Raw genomic sequence first — 15,486 nt, 5'->3', positions numbered from 1 at the left:
GCTACCTTGGATGGTTGTGACCCTTTCGCGTACCCGCCGCTTCGCCACCCTTTCCCGCTCGGTCGGGCTGCTGCGTTCTTTCCGCCACGAGCAGCCGCGGCCTGACCTCTTTTACTCGGGACTGGCGCAGGACACGGCATCGCTTATCGACGCGCTGACCAGCGATCTTTCCGGGCCCGCACTGGACGGATCCCGCGTACTGGATGTGGGTGGCGGGCCGGGCTACTTTGCTTCTGAATTCGCCAGCCGCGGCGCATGGTACGTGGGCGTGGAGCCGGACGCTGGGGAAATGGCTGCCGCGGGCTTAAGTGGGTTCGGTTCGGTGCGTGCCGACGGCTCCCATCTCCCCTTTGCTGATGACTGCTTTGACATCACCTACTCCTCCAACGTGGTGGAACACACCCCCGACCCGTGGGGGATGGCCGAGGAGATGCTGCGGGTGACGCGGCCGGGAGGGCTGGCCTTCGTGAGTTATACGGTGTGGCTGGGGCCTTTCGGAGGGCATGAAACTGGCCTGTGGCAGCACTACGTGGGCGGGGACTTTGCTCGCCGGTGCTACGAGAAGAAACATGGGCACCCGCCGAAGAACGTGTTCGGGGAAAGTTTATTTGATGTCTCCTGCGCGGAGGGCCTGCAATGGGCGCGCGAGACGACGGGTGGCCAGTTGGTGGCCGCTTTTCCCCGCTACCACCCGTGGTGGGCGTGGTGGATGGTGCGCGTGCCTGTCCTACGGGAGTTCGGGGTGTCGAATTTGGTCGTCGTTCTGCGCGCCTGACCTTCGTTTGTGGCCTTGTTAGAGGTTAGAGGGCGCCGGAGTAGATGACCTCGACAAGATTGCTCACTACCAGCCAGAGCACGATACATAAGACGACCATGGCCACAGTTAACCAGCCTAAGATTACAACCAGCCGGCGGCTGTCTGGGTCGCGTGGTGGGCGTGTCTGCCCGGCGACATCGTCCTCGCGCGAAGCGGGATCGGTCATCGGTACCTGACACATTGCCGGGGCCACCTTTCTGGATTGATTAACGGAGCACAAAATCAACTACATAGCCTTAACGTTTATATAGGTTATCCTACAGCAAGACTTCTTGAAAAGCCCTACGAGCATGCTTTATGGCAAATAGCTGGACGTTACTCATGTTATTTTCAGCATAAAAAGACGCGCAAAACCCCGGCTCACCATCATGGCGGAGCCGGGGTCAGATGCGTGGGACTAGGTCAGTGTACTACTTTCCTTGAGCCTTCGAGATTCGCTCCTTGAGAGCATTGAACTCGTCGTGGACTTCCTGCGGAACGCGGCTGCCCAGGGAGGCAATATACTCCTCGTTGTCCTCCACGTTGGCGGCCCACTCGCCTGGGTTGACTGCCAGTGCTTCCTTGACATCCTCTAGTGGGGTGTCCAAGCCCTCTAAGTCGAGGTCCTCTGCACGGGCGGTGTAGCCCACCAAGGTTTCCTCGGCGTCGACGGTACCGTCGACACGCTGCGTGACCCACTTCAGAACGCGGGAGTTCTCGCCGAAGCCTGGCCACAGGAAGCGACCATCGTCGCCGCGGCGGAACCAGTTGACTAGGAAGACCTTTGGCAGCTTGTCGCCGCCGCGCTCACCCATGTCGATCCAGTTCTGGATGTAGTCGCCAACGTTGTAGCCGATGAACGGCAGCATCGCGAATGGGTCGTGACGCAGGGAGCCAACCTTTGCCTCAGCAGACGCTGCGGTCTGGCCGGAGGACAAGGTGGTGCCGATCATGGTGGCGTGCTGCCAGTCACGAGCTTCGGTGACCAGTGGAACAGTGTCTGGGCGACGGCCACCGAACAGGATCGCGTCAACCTTCACACCCTTCCAGTCGTCGTACTCTGGCGCCGCGGTTGGGCACTGTGCGATTGGGATGGTGTAACGGGAGTTCGGGTGCGCCGCCTTCTCGTTGGAATCAGGCGTCCAGTCGTTACCCTTCCAGTCGATGAGGTGATCTGGCGTTTCGCCGTCGATGCCTTCCCACCACACGTCGCCATCGTCGGTCAGTGCGACGTTGGTGAACAGGATGTTGCCTGGCTCCATGGAGCGCATGGCAATCGGGTTGGAATCGTAGGAGGTGCCTGGTGCCACGCCGAAGAAACCGTTTTCTGGGTTCACGGCGTAGAGGCCGTCCTCACGCAGGTGCAGCCATGCGATATCGTCGCCCACAACCTCGGCCTTCCAGCCAGGAATCGTTGGGGTGATCATCGCCAGGTTGGTCTTGCCACATGCAGATGGGAACGCGCCGGTGATGTGGTACACCTTGCCTTCTGGGCTGGTCAGCTTCAGGATGAGCATGTGCTCTGCCATCCAGCCTTCCTCCTGGGCCATCTTGGAGGCGATACGTAGCGCGTAGCACTTCTTCGCCAGGATTGCGTTGCCGCCGTAGCCCGAACCGTAGGACCAGATTTCCTTGGTTTCTGGGAAGTGGGTGATGTACTTGGTGTCGTTGCATGGCCATGCAACGTCTTCCTCGCCCGGCTCCAGTGGCGCGCCAACGGAGTGCAAGCATGGCACGAAGTCACCGTTGGTGCCGATCTTGTCCAGTGCGTCCTGGCCCATGCGCGTCATGATGCGCATGTTCATCACCACGTAGGCGGAGTCGGTCAGCTGGACACCAAGCTTCGGGTCTGGGTCGTTGATTGGGCCCATGCAGAAGGGGACGACGTACATGCGGCGGCCCTTCATGGCGCCGGTGAAAGCTTCGGTCATCTCCTCCTTCATTGCCGTGGGAGGAGCCCAGTTGTTGGTTGGGCCTGCATCGGCTTCGTTTTCGGTGCAAATAAAGGTACGGGACTCGACGCGAGCCACGTCAGAAGGGTTCGAGCGAGCCAAGAAGCTGTTGGGGCGCTTCTCCTCATTCAGGCGGATCAAGGTGCCCTTGTCGACGAGCTCGTTTGCCATACGGTCCCACTCTTCATCGGAACCGTCGACGAAGACGACGTCGTCAGGCTGGAACATCTCAACAGCCTCGTTGATCCAGTCGATCAGCTGCTGGTTATCGGTTGGCAATTCGCCAACAAGGCCTTTGATTGTGTTGGTCATCTAATCTCCTGACACATGTTTCCTAGAAGCGGGGGAGTTTGCACTTCCAGACTATCGAACACGGTCCGAGCAGGTGGTTTGATTGACATAACACCATCTGCTGGGCAGGGAGTCCCTTGGCAAAACCCCCTCATAAACGCCGCCATCAGTGACCTGCAGCACTTTCCAGCCGTAAATGTCTACCCCTTAACAGGGGTAAGTGAAGATCGTAAAGATCACCATTCGCAACCATTCACAGATTCCCCACAACGCGCCATCGACGGGATAAAAATAGCACCCTAGCCCGCACAATAAGAAAGATCTATGCAGCCAGAAGGCTGATACCCAACCCCACACCATGGCATACAGCGACAAAGAAAGCCACCCCCAAAGTTAGCCAACCGGAGATCCACTCACCTGAAGTTTCACCCATACAATCCACCCGAAAAGGGGTGGGCCGCTCGTCGGCAAGCGCGAAGGTGCTCCACAGCTACCCTCCCACCGGGCCGAAACCGGCGCGCGGAAGTTTGGTATTCATGCACGTCACGTGGACAATGGCAGTGTGACGAATAGTTCTGATATCCCTCCTTCCCAAACCCCCCGCGAAGGTACCGCCGAGCTGCCTGCAGGCCGGCCACTGCAGACCGATTTCAACGACGGTCTGGACTACCCGCGCCTCGGCTCAGTCAGCTTCCGCCGCGGCACGCTCACCGACAACCAAGAAGCACTTTTCGACGAGCACTGGCCACGCCTTGGCACGATGCTTGCCGACGAGAAGGTGGACGTGGACGAATGGTTCGGCCGTACCGGGCACCCCACCATCGTCGAAATCGGTTCCGGCACCGGGACCTCCACCGCAGCCATGGCGCCGCTGGAGGCCGATACCAACATCATTGCCGTTGAACTGTACAAGCCTGGCCTGGCGAAACTGCTGGGGTCTGTGGTGCGTGAGGAGATCGACAATATTCGTATGATCCGCGGCGACGGCATCGAGGTGCTGGCCCGCATGTTCCCCGAAGAGTCGCTCGATGGGGTGCGCATCTTCTTCCCCGATCCCTGGCCGAAAGCGCGCCACAACAAGCGCCGCATTATCCAATCTGGTCCGCTGAACCTGATCGCCAAGCATTTGAAACCCGGCGGCGTGCTGCACGTGGCCACCGACCACGCTGACTACGCCGAGTGGATCAACGAACTGGTGGATGTCGAACCACTGCTTGAGTACAAGGGCTGGCCGTGGGACGATTGCCCTATTCTCACCGACCGTCAAGTGATCACGAAGTTCGAAGGCAAGGGCCTGGATAAAGACCATGTGATCAACGAATACCTCTGGCAGAAACGAGGGCGTTAATATGACTGATTTACACGAAATTACCCACCCCTACACCCCCGGCGCCGCCCCTGGGCCAGACTCATTGCTGCTGGTCTGGGACGCCCCGAACCTGGACATGGGGCTCGGCGCGATCCTTGGTGGCCGCCCGACAGCCGCCTACCGCCCACGCTTCGACGCGGTCGGCCGCTGGCTGATCGAACGCGCGGCGGTGCTCAATGAAACCGCCGAGCGCCACATCGAACCCGAAGCCACCGTGTTCACCAACGTCACCCCAGGCGGCGCCGACGTTGTGCGGCCCTGGGTGGAGGCCCTGCGCAACGTCGGTTTCGCAGTGTTCGCGAAGCCGAAGTCCGACGAAGACTCCGACGTGGACCCAGACATGATCGCCCACATCAAACGCCGCCACGAAGAGGGCGTGCTCAAGGGCGTGGTCATCGCTAGCGCCGATGGGCAGAACTTTATGGAGACCATCGACACGCTTGTCGACGAGGGCCTCCCTGTGACTGTGCTGGGATTCCACGAACACGCCTCATGGGCTGTCGCCTCCGAATCCATCAACTTCGTAGACTTGGAAGACATTCCCGGTGTTTTTCGTGAGCCTTTGCCACGGATTAACCTGGATCAGTTGCCAGATGACGGCGCATGGTTGCAGCCATTCCGTCCGCTGACAGCGTTGCTCAACAACACTCGCCAGTAACGGAGGCACATTTGTTTTATAGGTGGGGCCACTTCGCTTTCCGGTTTCGCAAGGTCATTCCGCTGGTCGTCGTCGTGATCATCCTGCTCCTGCACTTCCTGTTCGGCACCAAGCTGGACCAGCGCATGAGCCAGGAAGGTTGGGAGGACCCAGGCGCTGACTCGACGACCGCCGCGGTCATCGAGCAGGAGACCTTTGGGCGCGACAACTCCGGCGACGTGATCCTGATGGTGGACGCCGGCGAGGGCAACCGGGTGACCGATCCCGAAGTCTTCAACGCCGCCAACGCCGCCATCGTAGAGCTGGAGCGCACGTACGACGAGCAGATCGCCCACGTGCAAAGCTATTTCGCCTCCCCTAACCAGCAGCAGATTACCGACGATGGCCGCTACGCCTTCGCCGCCATCGGTTTGGAAGGCGACGGTGAGCAAACGCTGAAGGATTATCGCGTGCTGGAAGAGGCCGCGAAGTCCGTCGAGCTGCCTGGCGATGCCACCGTTGAAGTTGCTGGTGCCACGGCCGTGGCCGATGCACTTGACGATGGCATGGCCGACGACATTGCCCGCGCCGAGATCCTCGGCGTTGTCGCCGTGGCCGTGATCTTGTTGTTCGTCTTCGGTGGTGTGGTTGCCGCGGCGATGCCGCTGATCGTGGGCATCTTGTCCATCATCGGTGGTCTGGCGATCTTGTCCATCATCGCCGCCTTCTTCCAGGTCAACATCTTCTCCCAGTCCGTGATCACGCTGCTCGGCCTGGGCCTTGCCATCGACTATGGCTTGTTCATGGTTTCCCGCTTCCGCGAAGAACTGGACAAGGGCACCGAGGTGCGCGAGGCCGTCGCCATCACCACCGCCACCGCGGGCAAGACGGTGTTCTTCTCCGCGCTGATGGTGGGCGTGGCTTTGTCAGGTCTGTTCATGTTCCCGCAGGCCTTCTTAAAGTCCGTGTCCTACGGTGCGATCGCTGCCGTGGCCCTCGCCGCACTGATCTCCGTGGCAGTGCTGCCCGCGCTATTCGGCATGCTGGGCCACAATATCGATAAGTGGTCGGTGCGCCGCACCTCACGCACCGCGCGCCGCCTCGAAGACACGATCTGGTTCAAGCTCCCCTCCTGGGCGATGCGCAACTCCAGGAAGGTCATCGTTGTCGTTGCAGGTGGCCTGATCCTGCTTACACTGCCGATCGCCGGCATTAAGCTTGGCGGCATCAATGAGGCCTACCTTCCTCCGACGAACCAGGTCCGCCAGACACAAGACACCTTCAACGAAGAGTTCCCGCAGTTCCGCACCGATCCGGTGAAACTCGTCGTCACGGGCGCCACCAACGAGCAGCTGGTGGACGTTGTCCTGCAGACCCGCGAAGTCGATGGCTTGGCGGCCCCCATGTCGCCGGCCACCCAAACCGTCGACGGCACCACCGTGCTCTCCGCCGGCCTAGCCGACCGCGACAACGGCAGCTACGTCATCGATCAACTCCGGGCCATCGACGCACCAGAAGGGGTCGACCTCTACGTTTCCGGTACCCCGGCCATGGAGGTGGAGTCCATCGAGGCCCTCACCGAGAAGCTGCCATGGATGTTCCTGTACATGGTGCTGGCCACCCTGATCCTGATGACGGTGCTGTTCGGCTCCGTGATCTTACCGATCAAGGCGGTGATCATGAACGTGCTGGGGCTGGGTGCCACCATCGGCTTCCTCACCCTCATGTTCGTCAACGGCCTCGGTTCAAGCCTGTTCAACTTCACCCCAGGTCCGCTGATGAGCCCGGTGCTCGTCCTGATCATCGCCATCCTCTACGGCCTCTCCACCGACTATGAGGTGTTCCTCGTCTCGCGCATGGTTGAGGCCCGCGCCAAGGGGGCGACTACCGACAACGCCATCAAGTACGGCACCGCGCACACCGGCGGTATCATCACCGCCGCGGCACTGATCATGATCGTTGTGGCCGCAGCCTTCGCACTCTCGGAGATCGTGATGATGAAGTACATCTCCTTCGGCATGATCTTCTCCCTTGCCCTCGACGCCACCCTGATCCGCCTCCTACTTGTCCCCGCCGTCATGCATGAGTTGCGCGAGGACAACTGGTGGGCACCACGCTGGGTGAAGAAGATCTACCAGAAGATCGGCGACGATTCCGAGGGCCACAGCACCCAACGACGACAGCCTTCGTCGATAAGCGATGAACCAAAAATGGAAGATGCCGTCATCGCTTCGACCCACGCCCGCAGTGGCGTCAGCGCCGACGAAAACTCCGAACTGATCCCGTTTTCGGAGCTGATGAAACGCATTGAGCGCAACAAGTGAACACGACGCTGAAGAAATGGATCACATGGTTAGCACCGCTGGTGGTGCTGATCATTTTGCTCGTTGCGTTTCGCGATGATCTTCCTTTCCTCGGCGAAGCATTCTACACCCTGCTGGAGGCGCAACCCCTGCCACTTGTCTGCGCCGTAATTACCGCGGTCGCAGCACTAGTGGCCATGGCCGAAGTCATGCGCCTGTTGATGAATTCCGGCAGCGGCCTCAACATTTCCATCCAAGAAACCACGTCTGTCACCCTCGTGTCCAACGCATGGTCCACCTCCCTACCCGGCGGTCCGGCCTTTTCGGCGTGGCTGACCTACCGCGTGCAAAGATCCTGGGGTGCCACGGTCGCGCTATGCGGATGGTTTCTGGTGGTCAGCTCCGTCATTTCGACGATGTGGTTGGTACTGATCGGCATCGCCGCCGTCCTTTTCCTAGGCGCCGACCTGAATCTGCTCACCTTGCTGCTCACGCTGGCGGTGACGATTTTGGTGATCGTCGCAGTGTACTGGGCCACACGCAACCCTGCGGTCTTGCGAAGGTGGGCCGCTTACTTGCCGACGAAGATCCGCCCCAGTACTGAAAAAGTTGTCGACCAGCTCGCCACCGTAGAAATGAGCGGTCGCTCCTTTGCCGGCGCTTCCGCCTACTCGCTGCTCAATCGGCTGCTTGACGCTCTGACCTTGTACTTTGCAGTGTGGTCCGTGGTGGACGTGGCGCCCGGTTTTACAGCCGAGCCGAATCAAACCACCGTCATGGGCGTGGCCATGGGCTATGTGATGGCGAAGCTGGCCGGCACCGCACAAATTACCCCCGGCGGTGTGGGCACCGTGGAGGCGCTGACCGCTGGCGCACTGGTCGCCTCCGGGATGACGCTTGTCGACGCCACCGCCGCCACCGTGATTTACCGCCTCATCTCTTTCGCCCTGATCACGGTCATTGGTTGGATCGTCTTCTTGGTGAAGTACGCGGGCAAGGGATTCATGCTGGGACGCTCCGAAGCGGCGGCCGAATAACGCAAACCGATATAGTCCTCTGCCCATAGTGCGCGTAACCATGTGGTTTTCAATAAGCTATACGCACTATGTAGCGAGGACTATATCGGTTTGTGAGAAAGGGCAGGGTGCTAAGGTTATCGGCGTGAAGAAATCCACCGCCATTGCTATTGACCTTGTCGCCATCGCCGTGTTCGCCCTTTTGGCCCGCATGGCACATCAATCCGAGGACATGCCCTTCAACTTCATGGGCTTTCTGTCCACTCTCTGGCCATTCGTGGTCGGTGTGGTGATGGGCTGGATCATTGTGCGCGAGGGCCGTGGTGGCCGCGGCGTATGGGTCTGGCTGATCACCGTGGTGGTGGGCCTGGCCATTTGGGGCGTGCGCAATCAGGCGATCCCCCACTGGTCCTTCGTGATCGTGGCCACCGTCATGAGCGCGCTGCTCATGCTGGGCTGGCGCGGCATTGCCGGCCTGTTTGGCCGCAAGTCCGCTGCCCGCCAGTAGGGTCTAGAAGATCAGACCCAGGTTGTAGAGTGGGTCGCCAGCACCCAAGCTGGCGACCAACCACGCCAGGTAGCCTACGATGTCCAATGCGATATCAACGGCACTGCTCAACATAATTTCTTCCTTCTTCTAGTGTCTTTTTGACGATTCTTCGCAGATCATACCCCGCACCCCTAGAGCGGGGAAATAGTGTGCTTCTTGGGCAGATCCACCTCGTCCTTAGTACGCAGCTGACGCAGTGCTCGTCGTAAAGCAATGCGTGTCTCAGACGGCTGGATCATATGGTCAATATAGCCACGCTCGGCGGCAACATACGGCGAGGTCATGTTTTCGTCATAGAAATCCATGAAGACCTTCTTCATGTAGGCGCGCTGGTTCTCGTCCTCGATCTGGGCGAGCTGCTTGCCCTGGATCATCACCACGGCCGCCGCCGAACCCATGACCGCGATCTGCGCGGTCGGCCACGCCAAGTTGATGTCGCCCGACAAGTTCTTCGAGCCCATCACCGCGTACGCGCCGCCATAAGCTTTGCGCACGATCAGGGTGACCTTCGGTACCGTCGCCTCCACCAGGGAAAACGCCAGCTTCGCCCCGCGGTGGATCAGGCCGACCTTCTCCTGCTCCACTCCCGGCAGATAACCGGGCGTATCGACGACGAACACCAACGGAATGTTGTACGCGTCGCAGGTGCGGATGAAACGCGCGCCCTTATCGGCGGCGTCGGCATCAATGCAGCCCGCGAAGTGCATCGGGTTATTCGCCACGAAGCCCACGGTGCGGCCATCGATACGACCGAAAGCACAGATCAGGTTCGGCGCGAAGTTTTCCTGGATCTCCAATAGATCACCATCGTCGGTGAGCTCGGGGAGGAGGTCCATCATGTCGTAACCGGCGTTGGTGTCATCCGGCATGAAGGAATCGAGGTGCTCGTCGTCAAGCTCCTCGTCGGCAGGTGCCCACGCCACGGGAGCCTCGTCGAATGTGGAGGTGGGCAGGTGGCCCAGCAGGTCTCGCACGTAGTCGAAGGCGTCCTCCTCGGTGGGCAGGACGGCCTGGATATTGCCGTTGAGCTCCTGCTGGCGCGCGCCACCCAGCTCCGCAGAGGTGACATCCTCGCCGGTGACCTCCTTGATCACGGCGGGGCCAGTCACGTACATTTCGGCCTGGTCCTCCACCGCGACCACGAAGTCAGTGGTCACCGGCGCGTAGACTGCGCCACCGGCGGACTTTCCCAGCATGATAGAGATCTGCGGGGCGCGGCCCGACTGCGGCAGCTGTCGGCGCGCGATCTCCGAGTACATGGCCAGGGACGTCACCGCGTCCTGGATACGGGCACCACCGGAATCCTGGATACCAATGATCGGGCAGCCGATCTTGATGGCGAACTCCATGACCTCCACGACCTTGCGGCCGAAGGTCACGCCCACCGACCCGCCGTACACCGTCTTATCGTGGGCGTAGATGGCCACGGGACGGCCGTCGATCCGCCCATAACCAGTGACAACACCGTCCGAGTAGACAGCATCCTTGTCACCAGGGGTGCGACCAAGTGCGCCGATCTCCACGAAGGAGCCCTCGTCGAGAAGCGCGTCGATGCGCTGGCGCGGGGTGGAGCGGCCTTCGTCGTCACGCTTCTTTCGCGCGCGCTCCGAACCGGGGTCCTTCGCCTTTTCCAGGCGGGCGCGCAGGTCAGCGAGCTTTTCCTCGGTGGTCATGTTGGTGGACACTAACTTAACCTCTCAATCCACTCATTCATATGCTTGCCGACGATACCGATTACCGGCTCGTCCGGCATCGCCAGGTGGTCGCCTGGGCACTGGACGATGGTGAGATCGTCGACGATCTGACCCCAGTTGCCGTCCTCGGCGATGTCTGCGTAACGCGGCTCCAAAGTGATGGCGCCGTCGTGCATGCGCTCGGAGCGGAACAATAGCACTGGCACGTCAACGTCTGCCCAGCGGGTGAAGTCGATCTTGCCCAGGATCTGGTTGTCGACGAAGCTTGCGCGCTGGTGCTCCAGAACGCCGGCGGCCAGGCCGTGCTCGGAGGCGTCGGTGGTGGCCAGGACGTGCTCGAGCATTCCCATCAGCGCTTCTTCGCCGGCGGTTTCGAGCAGGTCGAACGGAACCTCGAATTCAAGGCCGTAGGTGTCTTTGGCGAAATCCGCGTAGCGCTGCCAACGGGCCTTCGTCTCCTCCATGGTGTCTGGGACAGGTTCGCGTGGCTGGGTGGTGTCCAACAGGGCGATGTATTCGATCTCTGGGGCGTCTTCGCGGTCGCGCAGCTGGCTGGCCACCTCGAACGCAAGTGCACCCCCAAAGGACCATCCGCCCAGGACAATCTTGCCGCCATTGGCGTAGCGCACGACGTCATCAAGGTAGGCGGCGGCACGCTCCTCCAGTGAGCCTTCGAGGCGCTCCACACCGTAAACGGGCACATTGTTCAGGCGGCGCGTCAGTGGCTCATAGACCACGGTGGTGGCGCCGGCTGGGTGGAACATGAATACGGCTGGGCCGTCACCTTCCTCGCGCAGCACGCGGATATTACCTTCAACCTCTGTCTCGAGCCCTTCGCGGACCATGTTGGCAAGGGGTTCCAGGGTGGCTGCCTCGCGCACGTTGGCGGCGGTGATCTCGGTGCCGGAACGCTCGGTGAGGTGGGAGGCGATATTGGTGGCCTCTTCCTCGCTGATCTCCGGAAGTTCGCTGGTCACGCCAGCTGCGGCGGCGCCGGTGTACTTGGCCCAGGCACCGAAGACCATGCGTTCCGACGCGTCACGTGGCGCCACGCCGACGCCCTGCGCAGATTCCTTCTTCTCCGGAGTCTCCTTCTCTGTCGGAGTCTCGTTCTTTTCTTCAGGAGTCCGAGGTCCCGAGGACTCCTCCCCCGCCACCGCTTCCTCAACCATGGTGATCACGTCGGCCACGGAGGCATCGCGTAGTGCTTGGACGTTCAGTGGTGGGATTTGGAAGTCATTTTCCACACGGTTTTTGATGCGCATACCCATCAGGGAGTCGAGTCCGAGGTCGATGAGTGGCAGCTCGAGTGGCAGGTCGTCGACGTCGTAGCCCATGGATTCACTGACGATGGCGCGCAGTCGGTCTTCCACAGATTCGCCGGAGTTGGCGTCCCAACGGATCTGCTCGATATCTTCATCCACCTCTACCGCGGCGGTGTCGGTGCTGGGGCTAATCTCTGCGACACCCGGCACAGACTGCGGGGCATCCAGGGCCAGTGTCGTCGCAAAGCCTTCGGCCACGATCGCGTCGGCGGCGAAAACCTTGATGCTGACTCCGCCCAGGGTGGACTCGACCAGCGTGGTCACATCACCAGAGGCCGGCAGGGAGCCACGTTCCTCCGTGGCTACCACGCGCGAGCCCGGCGCGACCGCTTCGGCAGCCGCCTCGATGAGCTGGTGGGGGCTGAAGACTTGGTCGGCTTGGGCACCGAAGGCGGTCTTGCCGTCGGGTAGTACCACCCGCACGCCGGGCAGCGTGCTCGCCCCGCCGGAGTTGGGGCGCGCCTTGGTCCAGTGCTGGATCTGCTTGAACTGGGTGAAGGGCGCGGAGATGACATCGCCGCTGCCATAGATGGCGCTGAAGTCAACATCTTGGCCCTGCACGTACAGCTTTGCTGCCAGGTCCACCAGGGATTCGACCTCGTCGACCTTACGCTTCATCGTGTACAGCAGCTGCGCGTCTGGCTTTCCGGAAGCGAAAGCGGTGTTCATCATGCCCATGATCGCCACCGGGTTGGGGCAGATTTCCACTAGCGTCATGTGGCCGGCGTCGAAGGCCTTCTCGATGGCATCCTGGAAGTAGACCGGCTGGCGCGTCATGGTCAGGAAGTACTCGTCGGTGTGCACCACTTCGCCGGGCTCGAACACGCGACCCCGTTCCACGGAGCTAAACAGCGGGATGCGCAGCGGCTGGGCTTCCACCCCAGCGATCTCAAACCCGAGCTCGCCCATGATCGGGTCCAGCGCAGAGGTGTGCCCGGCACCGCGCACGCGCATCTTGCGGGCGAACTTGCCGTCCTCCTCCAGCACGGCCACCAGGTAGTCCACGGCGGCGACGGGCCCACCGACAGTGGTCATGCCCGGACCTGCGTACACAGCAGGTTCGATTCCTGCTGCTTCCTCATGCTTATCGACGAAGTCCTGCAACGCCTCGCGGGTCAGTTCCACCACGGCCATCGCACCTTCTTGTGGGGTGTCGGCCGTCATTTCTTCGCCCTCTCCCATGAGTCGGGCGCGGTGGCAGGCAATTCGCATGGCGTCTGCATCGCTGATGCCGCCGGCTGCATAGGCTGCGGCGATCTCGCCCATGCTCATACCGGCGACGGCGGCGGGCGTGATGCCCAACTTCGCCAACAGATCGGTGACTGTGATTTGGATAGCGGTGATGGTCACCTGTGCAGTGTTGGTGTCGTAGGTTTGTTCGTCGTCACGCACGATGTCCAACATCGACCAGCCAGCCTCGAAGTCGATGAATCTGTCCAATTCCTCCATTCTGGAGCGGAAAAATGGAGAAACATCGACCAGCTGCTTGACCATCTTGCGGTGCTGGGAGCCGAAACCGGAGTAAACGAACACGGGGCCCGTGGTCGCGGGGCTGTCGGCGGCGGCGATGCCCACGGAGACCTTGCCGCCGGCGACCTGGCGCAGGCGCTTGACGGCGTCCTCGATGGTGGAGGCCTGCACGACCGCGCGCGAGCGACCGTGGTTGCGGCGGGCCAGGGAGCGGGCGACGGGGACGAGGTCTTCGTCCGCGCGGCCCTCCAGGAAGTCGGCTAGTGCTGCCGCGGCCGCTTTACGACGAGACGGCAACAAACCGCTGACCGGCAACGCGGCGGCGGTGGGGTTCTCTGGATTCACCAGCTCGGGCTCGGTGCTTGAAGCTTCCTCAACTTCGTAGTCGGCAGCATCGAAGTCGGTGACTACAAGGTGGGCGTTGGTGCCGCCGAAGCCGAAGCCGGACACACCAGCGATGCGGCGGCCAGAATACTTCGGCCACTCGCGGGAGTCTTCCACTACTTCGAGGTGCTCTGCGTCAAAGTCGATGTAGCGGTTGGGAGCGCTGAAGTTCACACTGGGCGGAATGATGTCGTGGCCCAGCGCCTCGATCACCTTGATCAGGGCCACCGCGCCTGCGGCGGATTCGGAGTGGCCAATATTGGACTTGGCGGACCCCAGCAAGGTGGGGTGCTTTGCCTCGCGGCCTGCGCCGAGGACTTCGCCAAGGGCGGTGGCCTCAATCGGGTCCCCCAGGATGGTGCCGGTGCCGTGTGCCTCGACATAGTCGACGCTGGTCGGATCGATGCCGGCATCCGCGTAGGCGCGGCGCAGCACGTCTACCTGCGCTTCGGGGTTGGGGGCGGTCAGCCCGTTGGAGTGGCCGTCAGAATTCGTGGCGGAGCCTTTGATCACGGCCAGGATGTTGTCGTCGTCGGCAAGTGCATCCTCGACGCGTTTCAAAACGACGATGCCCGCAGCGTCCGACCTGACGAAGCCGTCGGCGTCGTCGGAAAATGCGTGGATGCCGCCGGTCGGGCTGATCACGCCCAACTCGCTAAAAGCGGTGGAGACAAATGGGCTGGCCAGGATGTTCACGCCGCCGGCCACGGCCACGTCGGCCTCACCATCGCGCAGGGCGCGCACGGCGTGATGCACTGCCACCAAGGAGGAGGAGCAGGCGGTGTCCACGTTGACGGACGGGCCGCGGAAATCAAAGGCATAAGACACGCGGTTCGGGATGATCGCGCTCGAGGTACCGGTCAGCGCGTAAGGGTGTGCCTCAGCGGGATCGGCGGTGACCAACATGCCGTAATCGTTGCTGGAGGAGCCCAAGAACACGCCCACGGATTCGCCGCGCAGCTGGTTCGCCGGAATGTGCGCATCTTCCAGCGCCTGCCACGTCAGCTCCAACACGATGCGCTGCTGCGGGTCCATGTTCTCCGCCTCGACGGGGCTGAGCCCAAAGAATTCATTGTCGAAGCTGGCGATGTCCTCGAAATAACCGCCGTTGGTGTTCTGCTCCTCGATCTTGCGGCTCATCACCTCATCGTTGGAGTATTCGGACCAACGTCCCTCGGGCAGCGGGCCAGTAGCGGTGCGGCTTTCGGCCAGCATCGCCCAGAATTCGTCGACGTTCTCGGCCTGCGGGAAGCGGCCGGCGCGCCCGACGATAGCGATATCGCGGGCCTGCGGCGATTCCGCGGCGGTACGACGATATTCTCGCGCCACCGGACGCGCCTCATCCTCGGCTGGCCCATTGATCAAGCGATCTGCCAGAGTGGCGATGGTGGGAAATTCGTACGCGATGGTGGGATCCAGCTGGCGCCCCAACAGGTTCTCTAACTCACCAGACAGAACGACCGCGTCGCGTGAGGCCAAGCCGAAAGATTCGAGTGGCTTGTTTACGTCGAGTTCTGCCACGGGCACGTCCGTTGCCTCGGACACCCAGTTGAGTATCCAGTCGGACAGTTCCTGTTGAGTCATGGAGCGCTTCCTTTTCCTTCCGCTGCGGTTATGTACGGAAACTAAAAGTCTATCGCCCCATTGTCTCACTTCGTTACTAAAGGCACACCATCCCCGCCTTGTAGGGCGTGGCCGG

The 15,486-nt window shown here is 61.5% G+C and carries 10 protein-coding genes; 6 read left to right on the top strand and 4 right to left on the bottom strand.

The genetic code is table 11. The features are described 5' to 3' along the window. The first annotated feature begins 10 nt into the window (after nucleotides 1-10). Nucleotides 11-775: a class I SAM-dependent methyltransferase gene (locus ACHFGA_RS03865; RefSeq protein ID WP_394281110.1), complete on the top strand. Its 765-nt coding sequence runs from the start codon at nucleotides 11-13 to the stop codon at nucleotides 773-775. Nucleotides 776-800: 25 nt separating this feature from the next. On the opposite strand, the gene ACHFGA_RS03860 is transcribed toward ACHFGA_RS03865, so the two are convergent. Together ACHFGA_RS03860 and ACHFGA_RS03855 are read right to left on the bottom strand one after the other, a co-directional pair. Next, nucleotides 801-983 carry a hypothetical protein gene (locus tag ACHFGA_RS03860; RefSeq protein WP_394281109.1) on the bottom strand — a complete coding sequence of 61 codons (183 nt, stop codon included), beginning with the start codon at nucleotides 981-983 and terminating at the stop codon, nucleotides 801-803. 244 nt (nucleotides 984-1,227) lie between these two features. After that, nucleotides 1,228-3,060 carry a phosphoenolpyruvate carboxykinase (GTP) gene (locus ACHFGA_RS03855; RefSeq protein WP_394281108.1) on the bottom strand — a complete coding sequence of 611 codons (1,833 nt, stop codon included), beginning with the start codon at nucleotides 3,058-3,060 and terminating at the stop codon, nucleotides 1,228-1,230. 559 nt (nucleotides 3,061-3,619) lie between these two features. On the opposite strand from ACHFGA_RS03855, the gene trmB reads away from it, so the two are divergent. The 5 genes from trmB to ACHFGA_RS03830 all read left to right on the top strand — a co-directional run bounded on the left by trmB (nucleotide 3,620) and on the right by ACHFGA_RS03830 (nucleotide 8,872). Continuing rightward, a complete protein-coding gene (trmB, locus tag ACHFGA_RS03850) occupies nucleotides 3,620-4,387 on the top strand; it encodes a tRNA (guanosine(46)-N7)-methyltransferase TrmB (RefSeq protein WP_394281170.1) in 768 nt (255 codons plus the stop codon). Between the two features lies 1 nt (nucleotide 4,388). Beyond that, nucleotides 4,389-5,066 carry an NYN domain-containing protein gene (locus tag ACHFGA_RS03845; protein WP_394281107.1) on the top strand — a complete coding sequence of 226 codons (678 nt, stop codon included), beginning with the start codon at nucleotides 4,389-4,391 and terminating at the stop codon, nucleotides 5,064-5,066. A gap of 11 nt (nucleotides 5,067-5,077) precedes the next feature. After that, complete coding sequence (locus tag ACHFGA_RS03840; RefSeq protein WP_394281169.1) at nucleotides 5,078-7,369, top strand: MMPL family transporter; 2,292 nt, start codon at nucleotides 5,078-5,080, stop codon at nucleotides 7,367-7,369. Further along, nucleotides 7,366-8,385, top strand: coding sequence for a YbhN family protein (locus ACHFGA_RS03835; RefSeq protein ID WP_394281106.1), 1,020 nt, complete (start codon nucleotides 7,366-7,368; stop codon nucleotides 8,383-8,385). Before ACHFGA_RS03840 ends, ACHFGA_RS03835 begins: the two co-directional genes overlap by 4 nt. Nucleotides 8,386-8,509: 124 nt before the next feature. Continuing rightward, the gene (locus ACHFGA_RS03830) at nucleotides 8,510-8,872 is read left to right on the top strand and encodes a DUF3054 domain-containing protein (protein ID WP_394281105.1); all 363 of its coding nucleotides are present in this window, start codon (nucleotides 8,510-8,512) and stop codon (nucleotides 8,870-8,872) included. Nucleotides 8,873-9,045: 173 nt separating this feature from the next. Here the strand turns inward: ACHFGA_RS03830 and ACHFGA_RS03825 are convergent, their stop codons facing one another. Next, complete coding sequence (locus ACHFGA_RS03825; protein ID WP_394281168.1) at nucleotides 9,046-10,587, bottom strand: acyl-CoA carboxylase subunit beta; 1,542 nt, start codon at nucleotides 10,585-10,587, stop codon at nucleotides 9,046-9,048. 11 nt (nucleotides 10,588-10,598) lie between these two features. Next, nucleotides 10,599-15,371 carry a polyketide synthase Pks13 gene (pks13, locus tag ACHFGA_RS03820; RefSeq protein WP_394281104.1) on the bottom strand — a complete coding sequence of 1,591 codons (4,773 nt, stop codon included), beginning with the start codon at nucleotides 15,369-15,371 and terminating at the stop codon, nucleotides 10,599-10,601. Between the last annotated feature and the right edge of the window lie 115 nt (nucleotides 15,372-15,486).

Source organism: Corynebacterium sp. (genome assembly GCF_043426755.1).
Taxonomy (GTDB): Bacteria; Actinomycetota; Actinomycetes; order Mycobacteriales; family Mycobacteriaceae; genus Corynebacterium.
The sequence above is the reverse complement of the archived record's forward strand: the minus strand, read 5'-3'. Positions and strand labels throughout refer to the sequence as shown.